This is a genomic window from Pseudomonas chlororaphis subsp. chlororaphis (assembly GCF_003945765.1).
Taxonomy (GTDB): Bacteria; Pseudomonadota; Gammaproteobacteria; order Pseudomonadales; family Pseudomonadaceae; genus Aquipseudomonas; species Aquipseudomonas chlororaphis.
Window position 1 is genome coordinate 4633307 of the sequence record NZ_CP027712.1, and the last position, 16312, is coordinate 4649618.

Here is a 16312-nt window from a genome sequence, read left to right on the forward strand (position 1 = left end):
ACGAACTTGGCGTCCAAAACCAAGCGTCAACCGCACCTTGTTTTACCTGGACCGATACCTGGGTCCGCCCCGGAAATGCCTGAACAATCCAGCGCTGTTCATCTGCCCAGGCAGCACATCAGGGCAGCAGCCTATTTGTAAAAATGCACGAGGGTCAACTCCGCACTCACACCGCTTGCATGTTCTCGACGCCTGATCTGATGGGCCTGTGGCCGCCACATCAGGCGTCCAAATCAGGCTTGCCACCATACCCAAAGAGACGAAGGTATAGGGGTAGGAATTATCCAAAATTGCCGTAAGGAAAACCTGATCCTGATCAGATCAAATGCACTTGAGTAGTCAGAGAAAGGACAGGTTATCGACACCTTTCAAGAGGTGGATATCCCCCGTCCTGTGCCAATGAGCCCAGGCAATCGCCACTCCGCGAACAGTCACTGCACCTTCCCCTCGGACAAAAAAACGCCTCCACACTGGGAGGCGTTAGCAACTTTCAAAAACACCGAATGGTTTATGAGGCGCCTACCTCCGGCCTGGTGCCCCCGACCTGAACCATCGGGTCGAGAGCCCTGTTTCCAGACCTCAAGGCGCTTCCCCTCACCGCAAATCAAACCGATCCAGATTCATCACCTTGACCCAGGCCGCGACAAAGTCCTTCACGAACTGCCCCTGCGCATCCGCGCTGGCATAGAACTCGGCCAGGGCCCGCAACTGGGCGTTGGAGCCGAAGACCAGGTCGACGCGGGTGCCGGTCCATTTGACCTGGCCGGTCTTGCGGTCGCGGGCTTCGAACTCTTGCTGGGCGTCGGAGACAGGTTTCCATTCCACGCCCATGTCCAGCAGGTTGACGAAGAAGTCGTTGGTCAGCGCGCCCGGCCGTGTGGTGAAGACGCCGTGCGGGGTGTGGCCGACGTTGATGTCGAGCACGCGCAGGCCGCCGATCAGCGCCGTCATTTGGGGGGCGGTGAGGGTCAGCAGTTGCGCCTTGTCGATCAGCAGCGCTTCGGCCGGTACCGCGTAGCGGGTCTTGAGGTAGTTGCGAAAACCATCGGCGATGGGTTCGAGGTAGCCGAACGACTCGACGTCCGTCTGCTCCTGGCTGGCGTCCATGCGCCCTGGGGAGAACGGCACGCTGATGTCGAGGCCGGCGTTTTTCGCGGCCTGTTCGATGCCGGCGCTACCGCCGAGCACGATCAGGTCGGCCAGGGAGATTTTCTTGCCACCGGATTGCGCACTGTTGAAATCCTTCTGGATCCCTTCGAGGGTCGCCAGCACCTTGGCCAGTTGCTCGGGCTGGTTGACTGGCCAGTCCTTTTGCGGGGCGAGGCGCAGGCGCCCGCCGTTGGCGCCGCCGCGTTTGTCGGAGCCACGGAAGCTGAACGCCGCCGCCCAGGCGGTGGACACCAGTTGCGACACCGACAGGCCCGAGGCCAGCAATTTGGCCTTGAGTGCGGCGATATCGCTGTCGTTGACCAGGGCATGGTCCACCGCGGGGATCGGGTCTTGCCACAGCAGTTCTTCGTGGGGCAGTTCCGGGCCGAGGTAGCGCGAGAGCGGGCCCATGTCGCGGTGGATCAACTTGAACCAGGCGCGGGCGAAGGCGTCGGCCAGCTGATCAGGGTTCGCCAGGAAGCGTCGCGAGATCGGCTCGTAGATCGGGTCGAAGCGCAGCGACAGGTCGGTGGTCAGCATGGTCGGGTTGCGCCGCTTGGAGGGGTCGTGGGCATCGGGGATGATGCCGGCGCCGGCGCCACCTTTGGGCGTCCACTGGTGCGCGCCCGCCGGGCTCTTGGTCAGTTCCCACTCGAAGCCGAACAGGTTTTCCAGGTAGTTGTTGCTCCAGCGGGTGGGCGTGGTGGTCCAGGTCACTTCCAGGCCGCTGGTGATGGTGTCGGCGCCCTTGCCACTGCCGAAAGTGCTCTTCCAGCCCAGGCCCTGCAGTTCCAGGCCGGCGGCTTCAGGCTCGGCGCCGACATTGTTGGCGGGGCCGGCGCCGTGGGTCTTGCCGAAGGCGTGGCCGCCGGCGATCAGGGCCACGGTTTCTTCATCGTTCATCGCCATGCGGGCGAAGGTTTCGCGGATATCCACCCCGGCGGCCACCGGGTCCGGGTTGCCCTCGGGGCCTTCGGGGTTCACATAGATCAGGCCCATCTGCACCGCGGCCAGGGGGTTCTCCAGGTTGCGCCCCTGGTCGGTGCGGCTTTCTTCATTGCCAGGCTCGGCCACCAACTGGCCCTCGCCAGGTTCCTGCATGGCGGCTTTATCCGGTTTGCCATAGCGGGTGTCGCCACCCAGCCATTTGTTTTCCGAGCCCCAATAGACGTCTTCGTCCGGCTCCCAGGCGTCCGGGCGACCGCCGGAAAAACCGAAGGTCTTGAAGCCCATGGATTCCAGGGCGACGTTGCCGGTGAGCACGATCAGGTCGGCCCAGGAGATGTTGCGGCCGTACTTCTGCTTGATCGGCCACAGCAGCCGGCGCGCCTTGTCGAGGCTGACGTTATCCGGCCAGCTGTTGAGCGGGGCGAAACGCTGCTGGCCAGAACCGGCGCCGCCACGGCCGTCACCGACGCGGTAGGTCCCGGCGCTGTGCCAGGCCATGCGGATGAACAGCGGCCCATAGTGGCCGAAGTCGGCGGGCCACCAGTCCTGGGAGTCGGTCATCAGCGCATGCAGGTCTTGTTTCAGGGCCTGGAAATCCAGGCGTTTGAAGGCTTCGGCATAGTTGAAGTCCTCGCCCATGGGGTCGGACAGGGACGAGTGCTGGTGCAGGATCTTCAGGTTCAGTTGGTTCGGCCACCAGTCGCGGTTGGTTACCCCACCGCCGGCGGCGTGGTTGAACGGGCATTTCGATTCGTTTGCCATGAGGAGCTACCTTTGGTCGTATTCATCCAGCTATCCGCCCCAGATGGGCACGAAATAGCGACAGGCGAAAGCAATGACATAGGTTGCGGGGCTCACAGTTCGCTCAACTGATGGGTGTGGCCACAGGGCATGTTGCAGAGCGGCAAGCGAGTTGCCAGGACGGTGGCCCACGGTAAGCCCAGTACGCTTCTGACTCGTTCTTCGTTATCTCTTGATCAGGTCTCATCCGGCCGGCTCGCGCCAGCGCTGAATTAAGGCTAGACCCTCTGTGGCGGATCGCTAATAGCCGGACTATTGGTTGTTGATAGGGACAAACTTTTACCCGGGGCCCACGGCCGAAGCCAATGATAGAGACAGCCCCGCGGGGGCTCTGACGGCTTTTGCGACTGATGCCCCGCCTTTTTCGTCCGCCCGACGCGTACAGAGCACGGGAGAAGACCATGAACCAGCGCCCGCGTTGCACGGCCATCCACGAAGCCGGCCACGCCCTGGCCTTCTGGTGGAACGGTCAACCGATCGCCCGCATTACCGTGCGCACCAGGGCCGAAGCCGACGCGGGTCCGATGCTCGATCGGCGCGGCAACCCGCGCTATGTAGAGGGGTTGGTGGAAGCCGATTACCTGGTCCCGCGCCCGGCCTTCGACGCCCCGGGGATCGCCGAATACCTGCCATCGATGATTGAGTCCATCGAGCGCGACCTGCTGCATTGCTTTGCCGGCCCCGTGGCCGAAGCGATCTATCGCCATGGCCGATCCGACAGGCTGATAAGAGGCAGCGGCCGCGGCGACCTGAGCCGCGCTCATGAGCTGATCAGCCTGCTGCCACCGCGCAAGCTGCTCGACGCCGAATCCCGGGCCCTGGCCCGCGCCAGTTGCCTGGTGCATCGCTACTGGCCGGCGGTCGGCGCGGTGGCGGACCTGCTGCAAGAGCGCGGCATGGTCGAGGGGGAAGCCATCACGGCGCTGTTGTGCGCGATCAACGGCGAGTCGCCGACGCCCCTCGGTAACGATCTGGCGAGCCTCGACCCGTGACGGCGTGGCGTTGAACCGCGCCGGCTTGCGCGATCCGTGAAGTCAGCCAGACTGTCTGCCAATCGCCCGCCTGGCCCGGGCGGTTTTCATCGCCATTGCCCCACCGAGATCACCATGTCGCAGTACCCAGGCGTCGACGCCGAAGGTTTTATCCAGTCCCTACCCGACCAGCCGTTGCAACCGGCGTTCAGCCCTCTGGTGGATGAGTTGCGCGCGATGCTCTCGCGGCGCTTTCCGGCGCTGCTCGATGGCCTGTACCTGTACGGCAGCGTGGCCCGTGGCGACGCGCGGCCGGGTACCTCCGACCTGGATGTGACCCTGGTCCTGGCCTGGGCACCGAGCCCCGCGGAGCGCCAGCGGCTGGAGCAGACTCGGCAAGCGCTGGAAGCGCGGCACCCGGAAGTGTCGAAGATCGATTTCGATATCGGCGTGCTCAACGAGGTGCTGGCGCCCGACAATCGCTACCGCTGGGGTTTCTGGCTCAAGCATCAGTGCCGCTGCATCTGGGGCAACGACCTGGGGCTGCGCTTCGAGCCTTTCCGCCCGAGCCGGACCATCGCCCTGGCACTGAATGGCGACTTCCCCCAGGTACTGGAAGGCTACGCTCGGCAGCTGGAACAAAGCCGCGAACCGTTGCAGCAACAACGCCTGCAACGGGCTGCGGCGCGCAAGGCGCTGCGCTCGGCCAACCTGCTGCGCGGCGAACAGGAGCGCGGCTGGCCGACCACCCTGGAGGAGCATGCGCAGCTGCTGACGGCGGCCGAACCAGGGATGGCCGAGTACGCCGCGTTCTTCCTCAAGCAGGCCTATGTTTCCCAGGGTTCGGTGAGTGAATTCGTGCGGCGGTTGCGGGCCTACAGCGCGTTGCTGGCAGGGGAAAGCGTGGGGTGATTCCTGGCACGCCCTCTCCGCTCATGGCACTGGCGTCGCTTTGGGGAACCTGATTCCGACCCGATGATGGCATTTTGACAACCTTCGACTAGGTTCACTTGAGCAGCCAGCGGGGCACCCTCACCGACCTCCATCGGCTGCATTGCCACGCCTTCCGTATCCGGTCACGGAGACCTTCGAAATGCGCATCGCCCTTCTGTTGAGCCTCGCCCTCCTGTCAGCCTGTTCCACCCCACACAACAGCGCGATCAAACTGCAAACCACACAAGCTCTCGACACCCAATTACTGAGCAAAGCCCGAATGGCCCCATCGCAGGCCTCGGCACAAAAGTGCGCGAATGCGTTCGATACTGAGGGTATTGAAGACGGCTATTTCAAAGTCCGGGAGCGCTGGAAACTCCTCGACTGCCTGTACAGCGATGCCAAGCCCAGAAAACTCGTGGTGCTGCTCGACGGCACGGAAAATACCAAGGAGGACAACACCAATATCTGGCGCATGTACAACCAGGCGCTCGAGCAGGCCAGGAACGGGGCCAGGGTCATTCCCTATTACGACAAGGGCGTGGCCACCAGCATTACTACTCCCTTCGGTGCCCTGTTCGGCAGCGGGGTCAGCCTGAATATCCGCCAGGCCTACCGCTTTCTGATCGAAGCGTACCGGCCTGGTGACGAGATCTATATCTTCGGTTTCAGCCGCGGCGCCTTCACTGCTCGTTCGTTGAACGGTTTTATCGAAGTCGCCGGCCTGCCCAGCAACCTGAAAGCCGATAGCCGCGACGACAGTTTCCTGTGGGGCTGGACCGGCCATATGCACGATGTGGTCGAAGACATGTACGACATCTACAAGTCAAGAAACGATGGCGTGCCTGGGTTCGACGACAAGCTGCGCAAGCTTCTGGCGCAGTACCGGCACGACAACGGCATCAGGGTCTATGGCGACACCCCCGACAAGAGCGCTGAAAAAGTCGTGGTCAAAGTCATCGGGGTATTCGACACCGTACCGGCGGTGGGCACCAATCTGAAGGAAGAGCCCGACGAACACCGCCTGGAGCTGTATGCCGAGCGCGGTTACCACGCCATGTCCCTGGACGAACAGAGGGCCTCGTTCCGCCTGCTGCGCTTCGGCCTGCAGCAATCGAAATCACAGGTACTGGAAGAGGTATGGTTCGCCGGCGCACATGCCGATGTGGGGGGCGGTTACCTCAATGACCCGGACACCGCCAAGTGCGGTGAAAGCCCGTATGCCAAGGGCGGCCAGGGGCTGGAGACCATCCCGCTGCGCTGGATGCTGAAGAACCTCGAGAGCGACGGCCTATTCGCCAACAGCACGAGCTGGCCGGCCGAGTGCATCGGCGGTCCGCTGCATGATGAATTCCACGATGCCAAATACGTGATCAGTTCCGCCTACAAGGAAGCCGGGCTGATTCGCCGCAAACCGGTGGAACGAGACAAGGTCCATGCCAGTGTGTTTTTGAGAATGGACATCCCCCAATTGAAGGCGCCTCATCCCTTGCGCGAACCCGAGGCCCGCTACGACCCGATCAACCTGGGTTACGCCAGGCGCGAACGCTGCCAGAACGACGACCTGGAGCGCAACTACACCATTGTCGGCACCTACAAAGCCAACTGCACAACCACCAACGGCACCGTCAGGAAAGGCGCAAACAACGACGCGGTGAACGTCGAGAGTGCCCAATAAAACTATCGGACCAGGAACGGCCCGCGATTGTCCCACGCAATCGCAGCCGCTCCCCGCCACGCCTCGCTCCTACAGAAGATGTTTGCGGTCGGCCGACGCTGCCTGCGGGCTAAACCGTCGAATCCACTGCCTGCCGCCCACGCAGCTGGCTGGCCAGCGCAACAGACAACGCCATGACCACCAGCCCCGCGGCCAGGGCGAAGGTGAAGCCCATACCACTGCCGACGGCCTCGGCGCTTGCCGTGCTCAGGTCCCCTGTCACCGCGGCGAACACCGCGCCCATCAGCGAGGCGCCGGTGATCAGCCCGAGGTTGCGCGACAGGTTGAGCAGGCCGGAAATCACCCCGCGCTGTTCGGCGCCCACCTCGCTCATCACCGCGGTGTTGTTGGCGGTCTGAAACGTCGCATAGCCCAGGGTGATGACAACGATGGGCGCCAGGTAGCCGCCAATGCCCAGGCTCGCCGGCAGCAAGGCCAGCATCAGGCAACCGAGGACCATGGCGCCGAGACCGGCGAGAATCATCGGCCGCACGCCCAAACGATCGGCGATGCGCCCGGCCGGCACGCCGCTCAGCGCGGTGACACAGGGGCCGAGCGACATCGCCAGGCCCACCGCGAAGGTTTCCAGCCCGAGCCCGTGGGCCAGGTAAAAAGGCCCGACCACCAGCGTCGCCATCATCACCGTCGAGACCAGCGCACTCATGGCCAGGCTGCCGCTCAAGGCCGCATCGCGAAACAGCGCCAGGCGTATCAGCGGCGCGGCCACCCGCGCTTCCACCCAGACAAACAGGCCGGCCGCCATCAGCGCCGCCAACAGCAGCCCGGCGTTGAGCAGGCCGAAATGGCCGCGGCCCAGGGTCATGGCCAGCCCGTAGGCCAGCAGCGTAAGGGCCAGCAGCAAGGTGCCCAGCGGGTCGAACGCGCCTCGTTCAAGGGCCCGCGCCCGGCCAGCAGCCGGCAGATAGCGATAAGCCAGCACCCAGGTCAGCCCGCCCAACGGCACGCAGGCCAGGAACAACGCCTGCCAGCCGAACCCGGCGATCAATCCCCCGCCCAGGGACGGGCCGAGGGCGGTGCCGATCGCCGACATCGTGCCCAGCAGGCCCATGGCGCTGCCGGTGCGGGCCTTGCTGACCGTCTCGCCAACCAGGGCCAGGGCCAGCGCCATCATGATCGCCGCGCCGACGCCCTGCAGTGCCCGGGCGCCGATCAGCATCCCCAGCGTCGGGGCGGCGGCGCAGAGCATCGAGGCCAGGGTGAACAGCAGGATCCCCACCAGCAGCAGGCGCCGCCGTCCCAACAGGTCGCCGAGCCGGCCGACACTGACGATCAGCGCGGTCATCGCCAGCAGGTAGGCAAGGACCACCCACTGCACCTGCTGGAAGCTCGCCCCGAACGCCTGCACCAGGGTCGGCAAGCCGACGTTGGCGATGCTGGTGCCCAGCGACGCCAGCAACATCGACAGCGACAGGCTGGCCAGCGCCCAGCCGGCTGACACAACGTCCGGTTCTGTTCCGCTACTGACTGGCTTCACTCTGCACTCCCGTTCTGACCCGCGCGAAACGGCGCTGTCGCCAATCTAGCCCGCGGTCTAACATGGCGGAAGACGCAACCCTTGCAGGTTATTCGTGCGCCTGACGCCATCTCACTTTTATGCCAGACGGGACCGCCGCCATGTCCACACCCGATCTCAATCTGCTGATCACCCTCGACGTGCTGCTCGCCGAAGGCAGTGTGGCGCGCGCCGCCCAGCGCCTGCGGCTAAGCCCGTCGGCGATGAGCCGGGCCCTGGCGCGCCTGCGCGAAACCACCGGCGATCCGCTGCTGGTGCGCGCCGGCCGCGGCCTGGTGCCGACCCCGCGCGCCCTGGAACTGCGCGAGCGGGTCGGCCATCTGGTGCAGGACGCCGAAGCCATGTTGCGCCCCGTCGAACGGCTCGACCTGCAGCGCCTGGTGCGCACCTTCACCCTGCGCAGCAGCGACGGTTTCGTCGAGAACTTCGGCCCGGCCCTGGTCGCTCGCCTGCGCGCCGAAGCCCCTGGGGTACGCCTGCATTTCATGCAGAAAACCAGCAAGGACAGCACGCCCCTGCGCGACGGCACGGTCGACCTCGACACTGGCGTGGTGGACGCCAACGCCAGCCCGGAAATCCACACCCGCGCGCTGTTCCGCGATCGTTTTATCGGCGTGGTGCGCAACGGCCATCCGCTGAGCCGCGGGCCGATCAGCGCCGCCCGTTACGCCGCCGGCGAGCATGTGCTGGTATCGCGCCAGGGCCCAGGTCGCGGGCTGGTGGACGATGCGTTGCAGGCGGCGGGCCTGGCGCGCGATATCGCCACCGTCGTTGGCGGTTTCTCCGCCGCCCTGGCCCTGGTCCGCGCTTCGGACCTGATCGCCGCCGTCCCCGAGCGCCACACCCACAACCTGCGCAGCGGCCTGCACAGCTTCGCCCTGCCGCTGGACACGCCGGAAATCACCGTGTCCATGCTCTGGCATCCACGCATGAACAGCGACCCGGCGCATCGCTGGTTGCGCGACTGCGTGCGGGAGGTGTGTGCACAGTGATCGGGAAAACCCTGGGCAGTCATGTACCGCCACTCCCCTTGCCTCGGCACGGAGAGTGGCCGCTGCTCGCTGAACCGCCCTGTCACACCTCGGGCATGACCGCCGGCGCAGAATGCTGGCGCAGCGCCCGCAAGCTGCCGCGCAGTTCGGCCGGGCGCACCGGCTTGGACAGGATGGCGATATTGCGGTCGTGCAACGCGGCCTGGATCTTCTCCACCTCATGCCCGGTGAGGATCAGCGCCGGCACCGCCCAGCCGCGTTGCCGGCGCAGGCTGTCGATGCACTCGATGCCCGTGGCGTGGTTGCCCAGGTCATAGTCGGCGATGATGATGTCGCAGTCGCTGACCAGATCCTTACCGGAAAGCTCGGCCTGGACCACACAGCCCCAGCGCTCGAGCAAGGCCGAGGTGGCCAGCAGCACATTGCGATCATCCTCCACCAGGCACACCTTCAAGCCAGTCAACAGCCCCGCCTGCCGCGCCTCGTCGAGGCTGGCCGGCTGCAGCTGCGGTGGCGCCAGGGACAACCCGTACAGGCTCACCGCGGTGCCGTGGCCCAGCCGCGAACGGATCGCCACTTCGAGCCCCATCAACTGCCCCAGGCGCTTGACGATGGACAGGCCCAGGCCCACGCCTTCGACGTCCTTGTCCCGTAGCTCGCGCACCCGATAGAACTCCTCGAACAGGTTCGGCAGGTGTTCCTCGGCAATCCCCCGGCCCTGGTCATAGATGACGATGGCCAGCCCCGCGCCGCGCTGGCGCACGCCAATCAGCACCGGTCGCCGCGCCGCGTACTTGAAGCAGTTGGACAGCACGTTCTGGACCATGGTGGCGAGCAGCGCCGGGTCCGCCCGGACCCAGTGCGAACAGGGGCGCAGGCGCAGCTCGACCCCGGCCCAGCGCGCGGCTTCGGCGTTCTGCCGCATCTGGTCGGCGAGGAATTCGCCCAGGTGCAGGGTCTGGAAACTGGGTTGCACCCGCCCGTTGTCGAGGGTGTAGAGGTCGAGAATCGAGCGGAACAATTGCGAGACGTTGAGCAGCGAGCGGTCGATGTTATCCACCAGGCGCCGCTCTTCGTCGCCCAGGCGCGCCTCGCGCAGGCAGGCGGTGAACAGGCCGATGGAGTGGATCGGCTGGCGCAGGTCGTGGCTGGCCTGGGCGAGAAAACGCGACTTTTCCAGGTTGGCGGCAATCGCCTCTTCCGAAGCCTTGCGCGTGCGCTCCAGCAAGATATGGGCGTAGACCGGGATCACCGTGCTGGTGATCAGCAGCATCAGTACCATGAAGGGTTGCGCCTGCCACAGCGGCGTCAGGCGATAGACCACCAGCAGCGCCATTAGCGCCAGGGCCGTGGCAATCGCCAGGTAGCGCGAGCCATAGCGCATGCCGTTGCCCAGGTTGACCCAGACCATTACCGCGTACAGCGGCAACGCCGCCTCCCCGCCGACCACCAGGCCGAACGAGGTGCCGGTGTAGTCGTGGACCATGCTCAGGATCCGTCGCGCCGGATAATGCCCGGGCCAGTGCACGATGGCCTGGCGCAGGACGATCGACAGCAGCAGGAACAGGACGATATAGATCACGATCGGCAGGTAGGTATCGACCCGCTGCCCGGGCAGGAACCCCAGCACGCCGATATAGGCCACGGCGCAGGAACCGACAATAATGCGCAGGTTGGCCTGGTCGAGCTCGGTGTTTTTCTCGAATTTCATGGGGAACATCCTTGTGCGCCAGTCGTCGTACTCGACACGAACCACAGGCAGTTGCCTGGCCCGCTGCTAAAGTAGCTGCCTCAAGGAAAGCTCGACCCAAGGAGAGTCACCCCATGGCATGCCGGATTATCATAGCCGACGATCACCCGCTGTTTCGCGAGGGCATGTTGCGCACGGTCCAACGCCTGCTGCCGGATGCGCTGATCGAACAGGCCGGCGACCTGGACAGGGTACTCGCCCTGACCCGGGCCGGTGACGAACTGGACACGCTGATCCTCGACCTGCGTTTTCCAGGCCTGACCTGCGTCAGCCAGCTGGCCGAGCTGCGCCGGCAATTGCCGCGCACCACCCTGATCGTGGTGTCGATGGTCGACGACCAGGCGCTGATCGGCGAGGTCATGGCCGCCGGCGTCGACGGCTTTATCGGCAAGAACATCGCCCCGGACGAGATCGGCCAGGCGGTCCTGGCCATTCGCCAAGGCGAAGTGCTGGTCAAGTTCGCCCCTTCCGGCCTGCTGCCGCTGGGCACCGGTGCCACCCTGACCGCGCGCCAGCATGAGGTGCTGCGCCTGATCGCCCAGGGCAAGACCAACAAGGAAATCGCCCGCGAACTGGAGATCTCACCCTTCACCGTGCGCATCCATGTGTCGTCGCTGCTGCGCATCCTCAATGTGCCATCACGGGCCGCGGCGGCGGTGAAATATTCAGGGGGGCTGTAGCCCGGCTCGTCGCCTGCCAGCGCCTCGTCGCCAGGGTCGGCCGATAATAGGTGGGTTTCCCTGCTGGCACGTCGTGCGCCCCACCCTTCATCGAGGAACCGGAACATGCCGCTGACCCTGTATTTCCATCCCCTGTCGTCGTTCTGCCACAAGGTGCTGATCGCCCTGTACGAACACGGCAGCGCCTTTGAAAAACGCATCATCGACCTGGCCAACGACGCCGACCGGGCCGAGCTGCAAAGCCTGTGGCCGCTGGGCAAGTTCCCGGTCATCCGCGATCACGCCCGGCAGCGCGATGTGCCGGAATCGAGTGTGATCATCGAGTACCTGGACCGGTTTTATCGCGGCCGGCAGCCGTTGATTCCGGATGATTGGGACAGCGCGCTGGAAGTCCGGCTGTGGGACCGTTTTTTCGATTGCCATGTCCAGGGGCCGATGCAGCGGATAGTCGCCGATCGCCTGTATGGCACCAACGGGGACCTGAGCCGGGAACGCGCAGCCCTGCTGAGCGCATACACCATGCTCGAAGAGCGCCTGGCCTCGAGGACCTGGGTGGCCAACCCGGACTTCAGCCTGGCCGATTGCGCCGCCGCCCCGGCCTTGTTCTATGCCAGCACGCTGGTGGCCTTTGCCGATGACCATCGCCATTTGCGCGCCTATTTCGAGCGGCTGCTACAGCGCCCCTCGTTTCAGCGGGTCATCGACGAAGCCCGGCCCTACTTTGTCCATTACCCGTTTGCCGAGGCCATCGCGCCGCGCTTTCGCTAGCCGCCGGACCAGAGCTGAGGTGATGGGAATATTCCGGGCACACAAAAACGGGCCGCTTGAGCATCCGGATGGAGCCGAGGCCGTGCCTTGGGGGAGCGTTTGATAAATAGAGGGAGGGATGAGAGATGGCAGGGGCGGCTGGATTCGAACCAACGCATGGCAGGATCAAAACCTGCTGCCTTACCGCTTGGCGACGCCCCTATCTCTGCTGTTGCTTGCTTTCACTGCAAGCCCCGTGGGGGCCTCTGCAAGAACGCGCGGAAATTTATCAACTTTTTCGTCGTCTGTGAAGTCAAAGATGCATAAATTTGTTTTTAAAACAGCTACTTACTTTTTGGGGCCTGAGTGAGGTAAAAACCGCCGATGCCCGGCAACTGCTATACGGCGGGCGCCAGTCGCCGATCAGCCACCAACAACGACGGCGAAACCTTTAACGATTCCCCGCCGGCAACTTGGTGCAAAATACCCCGCTCAGGTTGTAGCCCAGCCCCAGTCGCGTCGTGCCGCGCAACGAGAACCGATATGAACACCCATTGTGAGATAAGCGATGTGCCCAAGCCGCCCCAACCCCAGCGCCAGTGTGATGGCAACTTTCACTACATCACCCCTCAGCAGCCGGCGGTAACAGCATGATCGAAGTCACCGAGGTTTCCATTGCCCAACTGCGCGCCGCGCTCGAATCAGGCCAGACCACGGCGGTCGAACTGGTCCAGGCCTATCTCGCCAGGATCGATGCCTACGACGGCCCCGACACGCCTACCGCCCTCAATGCGGTAGTGGTACGCAACCCCGACGCGCTCAAGGAAGCCCAGGCCTCCGACGCCCGCCGGGCCAAGGGCGAAACCCTGGGTCCGCTCGATGGCATTCCCTACACCGCCAAGGACAGCTATCTGGTCAAGGGCCTCACCGCGGCTTCCGGCAGCCCCGCCTTCGCCAGGCTGATCGCCTATCGCGACGCATTCACCATCGAACGGCTGCGCGCCGCCGGGGCGATCTGCCTGGGCAAGACCAATATGCCGCCCATGGCCAACGGCGGCATGCAGCGCGGGGTCTATGGCCGCGCGGAAAGCCCGTACAACGCCGCCTACCTCACCGCGCCCTTCGCCTCGGGCTCGTCGAACGGCGCGGGTACCGCCACCGCCGCCAGCTTCGCCGCCTTTGGCCTGGCGGAGGAAACCTGGTCCAGCGGCCGGGGACCTGCCTCGAACAACGGCTTGTGTGCCTACACCCCTTCGCGCGGGGTGATCTCGGTGCGCGGCAACTGGCCGCTGACCCCGACCATGGACGTGGTAGTGCCCTATGCCCGGACCATGGCCGACCTGCTCGAAGTGCTCGACGTGGTGGTCGCCGAGGACCCGGACACCCGTGGCGATCTGTGGCGCCTGCAACCCTGGGTGCCGATTCCCAGCGTGGCCTCGGTGCGCCCGGCTTCCTATCAGGAACTGGCCGCCACCGGCAGCGCCCTGGCCGGCAAGCGCTTCGGCGTGCCGCGCATGTACATCAACGCCGACCCTGAGGCGGGCACCAGCGAGGCGCCGGGGATCGGTGGCCCGACCGGGCAACGCATCGACACCCGCCCTTCGGTGATCGGCCTCTGGCAGCAGGCGCGCCAGGCCCTCGAAGCCGCCGGCGCCGAGGTGCTCGAAGTGGATTTCCCCCTGGTGTCCAATTGCGAGGGCGATCGCCCCGGCGCGCCGACGGTGTTCAACCGCGGCCTGGTGTCCAAGGAGTTCCTGCACCATGAGTTGTGGGACCTGACCGCCTGGGCCTTCGATGACTTCCTGCAAGCCAATGGCGACCCGCAGCTCAATCGCCTGGTGGACGTCGACGGCCCGCTGATATTCCCTCACGACCCGGGCACCCTGCCCAACCGCGAAGGCGACCTCGCCGCCGGCATGGACGAGTACGTGAAGATGGCCGAGCGCGGCATCACCCCCTGGGACCAGATCCCCACCATACCCGACGGCCTGCGTGGCCTGGAGAAAACCCGCAAGCTCGACCTCGAGGACTGGATGGACCGTCTCGGCCTTGATGCGGTGATCTTCCCCACCGTGGCCGACGTCGGCCCGGCCAATGCCGATATCGACCCGGCGTCCGCGGACATCGCCTGGAGCAATGGCGTCTGGGTGGCCAACGGCAACCTCGCCATCCGCCACCTGGGCGTGCCCACAGTCACCGTGCCGATGGGCGTCATGCCAGACATCGGCATGCCTGTCGGGCTGACCTTCGCCGGCCGCGCCTACGACGATTCGAACCTGCTGCGCCTGGCGGCGGCCTACGAGTCCACCGGCAGCAAACGCCTGATCCCGCCGCGCACTCCGGCGTTGCTGGCGGGGAAATAATCGGCGGGTAAACAAGCAAGGGCGGGATGGAGCATGACCAGCTCCAATCCCACCCGCTAAAAGCGCGCTTGAACACCGAGCCCCATCCGTGGCCTGTTCCAAGGCAGCGCCGCGCCTCTGCTTCCTTCAGCTACTTGCGTGGCTGGGTGGTCGAGAAGATATAGCGTGCAAAACGCCATTGGCCATCGCTTTCTCGATGCAACAGGAAAACCTCCTGATTGCCTTCACCGCTGGCAGGCTGATCCCCCTTCAGCAACTTCACCGTACCGTTGGAACGGGTCCGAGCGAACGCCCAGTCTCGTGACAGCGGCTGGATTTCATCGATGGTGAAACGCACGTCGAGCCTGAGCAGGTCGAAGATCTGCCGATACGCTGCGCGTATCGCGTCACTTCCCACGGCCGGCGGGCTGTTCTGCGGCATGAACACCGCGTCGCCGGCATACAGGGTCATGACGTGGTCGAGGTCGGATGCGTTCAACGCCGTTTCATAGCGCTTGAGCTGTTGGGTGACCGCCGCCGTCACGCCTGCCTCGGCGGCTGGCTGGGCAGCCTGGGCCGCCAGGGGCAGCAACAGGCTGGCAAGCACCAGTGTGATCAATCGAATACCCATGATGTTCTCCTTGAGATCAAAGCACGACGACGAGCTTGCCCAGTGCGCGATCGCTTTCTATCAGGCGATGCGCCTCGCGGACTTCGTCAAAGGCAAAGGTTCGGGTATGGATGGACGGTATGCGCTGGGCGGCGAGTTCCTTGGCCAGCCACGGCAGCGGAGTGTTCTGCAAGGGCAGGGCCGGCGTACCGAACAAGCCGCTCGGGAAGAAGTTCAGACGCACGCCCGCGGGCAGGTCCTGCATCAGGTGGAACTGCTCCAGAATCGGCGCGCCGCCGAGCAGCCCGATCACGCTCACCGCACCGAAGGGGCGCAGGGTCTTGAGGGTATCTCGCAGTGTGGGCGCGCCAACGACTTCCAGGGCCGCATCGACCCCAGCAGACGCAATTTCGCGGATGCGCGGGGCGATATCGCCGTTGTCGACCACCACCACGTCGGCCCCTGCCTGGTAAAGGCGCTGGCTGTTTTCCGGGTTGCGGGTGGTGGCGATGACTTTTAATCCACGAGCCTTGGCATAGGTGATGGCGGCCAGGCCAACCGATGAGGTGCCTCCGCGAACCAGCAAGGTCTGGCCCTCCTGGATGCCCAGGCTCTTGTCCAGCGCACCCCATACCGTGAGGTAGGCCTCCGGCAGCGTAGCCAGTTGTTCCCAGGACAAAGAAGTGTCATCCAGCGCAATCACGTTGCTGCGTAGCACCGTCACCTGCTCGGCGTAGCTGCCATTGCGGGTGAACTGCATGCCGCCCATGGCCGTGACCACCCGCTGGCCCGTGCGCAACAGACCCGAGGGGTCCTGGATGACTTCACCTACCGCCTCGATGCCCGGCACCCGAGGTGCGCTGATGGCGCCCATCTTGCCAGCGCGCAGATAGGTTTCGGCGCGGTTGAGACCAAAGGCGCGGACGCGGATCTGGACTTCGTCGGCCGTCGGTTCGGGGGACGGGATATCCCGCAATTGCAGGACTTGCGGGCCACCGGTCTGTTCGATCACATAAGCTTTCATGCTGGAATTCCTCAAGTACGCTGTGGGTCGGAGCGATTGCCGTCAAGGCAGTAGCGTCACTATCCTTCAAGCGAAACTGGAAGATAATCCACACAATAGATAGGCTTCCTCTCA

At 64.8% G+C, this 16312-nt stretch carries 12 protein-coding genes and 1 tRNA gene; 7 read left to right on the plus strand and 6 right to left on the minus strand.

Annotation, left to right across the window (positions count from 1 at the left end):
- Nucleotides 1-594: 594 nt before the first annotated feature.
- A complete protein-coding gene (gene katG / locus C4K27_RS20865; protein ID WP_053261980.1) occupies nt 595-2859 on the minus strand; it encodes a catalase/peroxidase HPI in 2265 nt (754 codons plus the stop codon).
- A 440-nt stretch (nt 2860-3299) separates the two neighbouring features.
- Here katG and C4K27_RS20870 point away from each other — a divergent pair, with 440 nt between their 5' ends.
- From C4K27_RS20870 to C4K27_RS20880, 3 genes are all read left to right on the plus strand, one after another.
- Nucleotides 3300-3890 carry a hypothetical protein gene (locus C4K27_RS20870; protein WP_053261981.1) on the plus strand — a complete coding sequence of 197 codons (591 nt, stop codon included), beginning with the start codon at nt 3300-3302 and terminating at the stop codon, nt 3888-3890.
- A 114-nt stretch (nt 3891-4004) separates the two neighbouring features.
- The gene (locus C4K27_RS20875) at nt 4005-4781 is read left to right on the plus strand and encodes a nucleotidyltransferase domain-containing protein (protein ID WP_053261982.1); all 777 of its coding nucleotides are present in this window, start codon (nt 4005-4007) and stop codon (nt 4779-4781) included.
- A gap of 301 nt (nt 4782-5082) precedes the next feature.
- Nucleotides 5083-6480, plus strand: a complete 1398-nt coding sequence (locus C4K27_RS20880; RefSeq protein WP_223816025.1) for a phospholipase effector Tle1 domain-containing protein — start codon at nt 5083-5085, stop codon at nt 6478-6480.
- Nucleotides 6481-6589: 109 nt separating this feature from the next.
- On the opposite strand, the gene C4K27_RS20885 is transcribed toward C4K27_RS20880, so the two are convergent.
- A complete protein-coding gene (locus C4K27_RS20885; RefSeq protein WP_053261984.1) occupies nt 6590-8014 on the minus strand; it encodes an MFS transporter in 1425 nt (474 codons plus the stop codon).
- A gap of 140 nt (nt 8015-8154) precedes the next feature.
- Here C4K27_RS20885 and C4K27_RS20890 point away from each other — a divergent pair, with 140 nt between their 5' ends.
- Nucleotides 8155-9045 carry a LysR family transcriptional regulator gene (locus tag C4K27_RS20890; protein WP_053261985.1) on the plus strand — a complete coding sequence of 297 codons (891 nt, stop codon included), beginning with the start codon at nt 8155-8157 and terminating at the stop codon, nt 9043-9045.
- Between the two features lie 82 nt (nt 9046-9127).
- Here C4K27_RS20890 and C4K27_RS20895 read toward each other — a convergent pair whose 3' ends face one another.
- On the minus strand, nt 9128-10756 hold the full coding sequence (locus tag C4K27_RS20895; RefSeq protein WP_053261986.1) for an ATP-binding response regulator: 1629 nt from the start codon (nt 10754-10756) through the stop codon (nt 9128-9130).
- Between the two features lie 113 nt (nt 10757-10869).
- Here C4K27_RS20895 and C4K27_RS20900 point away from each other — a divergent pair, with 113 nt between their 5' ends.
- Both C4K27_RS20900 and C4K27_RS20905 read left to right on the plus strand, forming a co-directional pair.
- Nucleotides 10870-11475 carry a LuxR C-terminal-related transcriptional regulator gene (locus C4K27_RS20900; RefSeq protein ID WP_053261987.1) on the plus strand — a complete coding sequence of 202 codons (606 nt, stop codon included), beginning with the start codon at nt 10870-10872 and terminating at the stop codon, nt 11473-11475.
- Nucleotides 11476-11580: 105 nt separating this feature from the next.
- On the plus strand, nt 11581-12243 hold the full coding sequence (locus tag C4K27_RS20905; RefSeq protein WP_053261988.1) for a glutathione S-transferase family protein: 663 nt from the start codon (nt 11581-11583) through the stop codon (nt 12241-12243).
- Between the two features lie 126 nt (nt 12244-12369).
- Here the strand turns inward: C4K27_RS20905 and C4K27_RS20910 are convergent.
- A tRNA-Gln gene (locus tag C4K27_RS20910) sits at nt 12370-12444 on the minus strand.
- 428 nt (nt 12445-12872) lie between these two features.
- Here C4K27_RS20910 and C4K27_RS20915 point away from each other — a divergent pair.
- Nucleotides 12873-14585: an amidase gene (locus C4K27_RS20915; RefSeq protein ID WP_053261989.1), complete on the plus strand. Its 1713-nt coding sequence runs from the start codon at nt 12873-12875 to the stop codon at nt 14583-14585.
- A gap of 130 nt (nt 14586-14715) precedes the next feature.
- Here C4K27_RS20915 and C4K27_RS20920 read toward each other — a convergent pair whose 3' ends face one another.
- Nucleotides 14716-15195, minus strand: coding sequence for a YybH family protein (locus C4K27_RS20920; RefSeq protein ID WP_053261990.1), 480 nt, complete (start codon nt 15193-15195; stop codon nt 14716-14718).
- Nucleotides 15196-15211: 16 nt separating this feature from the next.
- Nucleotides 15212-16198 (minus strand): zinc-binding dehydrogenase, encoded by a 987-nt coding sequence (locus C4K27_RS20925; protein WP_053261991.1) that lies wholly within the window; start codon nt 16196-16198, stop codon nt 15212-15214.
- Between the last annotated feature and the right edge of the window lie 114 nt (nt 16199-16312).

What these genes read in the sequence shown, in the direction of transcription:
- C4K27_RS20870 (WP_053261981.1), top strand. Translation starts at nt 3,300, where the DNA reads ATGAACCAGCGCCCGCGTTGCACGGCCATCCACGAAGCCGGCCACGCC.
- C4K27_RS20915 (WP_053261989.1), top strand. Translation starts at nt 12,873, where the DNA reads ATGATCGAAGTCACCGAGGTTTCCATTGCCCAACTGCGCGCCGCGCTC.
- C4K27_RS20900 (WP_053261987.1), top strand. Translation starts at nt 10,870, where the DNA reads ATGGCATGCCGGATTATCATAGCCGACGATCACCCGCTGTTTCGCGAG.
- C4K27_RS20890 (WP_053261985.1), top strand. Translation starts at nt 8,155, where the DNA reads ATGTCCACACCCGATCTCAATCTGCTGATCACCCTCGACGTGCTGCTC.
- C4K27_RS20895 (WP_053261986.1), bottom strand. Translation starts at nt 10,756, where the DNA reads ATGAAATTCGAGAAAAACACCGAGCTCGACCAGGCCAACCTGCGCATT.
- C4K27_RS20925 (WP_053261991.1), bottom strand. Translation starts at nt 16,198, where the DNA reads ATGAAAGCTTATGTGATCGAACAGACCGGTGGCCCGCAAGTCCTGCAA.
- C4K27_RS20875 (WP_053261982.1), top strand. Translation starts at nt 4,005, where the DNA reads ATGTCGCAGTACCCAGGCGTCGACGCCGAAGGTTTTATCCAGTCCCTA.
- C4K27_RS20880 (WP_223816025.1), top strand. Translation starts at nt 5,083, where the DNA reads ATGGCCCCATCGCAGGCCTCGGCACAAAAGTGCGCGAATGCGTTCGAT.
- C4K27_RS20905 (WP_053261988.1), top strand. Translation starts at nt 11,581, where the DNA reads ATGCCGCTGACCCTGTATTTCCATCCCCTGTCGTCGTTCTGCCACAAG.
- C4K27_RS20920 (WP_053261990.1), bottom strand. Translation starts at nt 15,195, where the DNA reads ATGGGTATTCGATTGATCACACTGGTGCTTGCCAGCCTGTTGCTGCCC.
- katG (WP_053261980.1), bottom strand. Translation starts at nt 2,859, where the DNA reads ATGGCAAACGAATCGAAATGCCCGTTCAACCACGCCGCCGGCGGTGGG.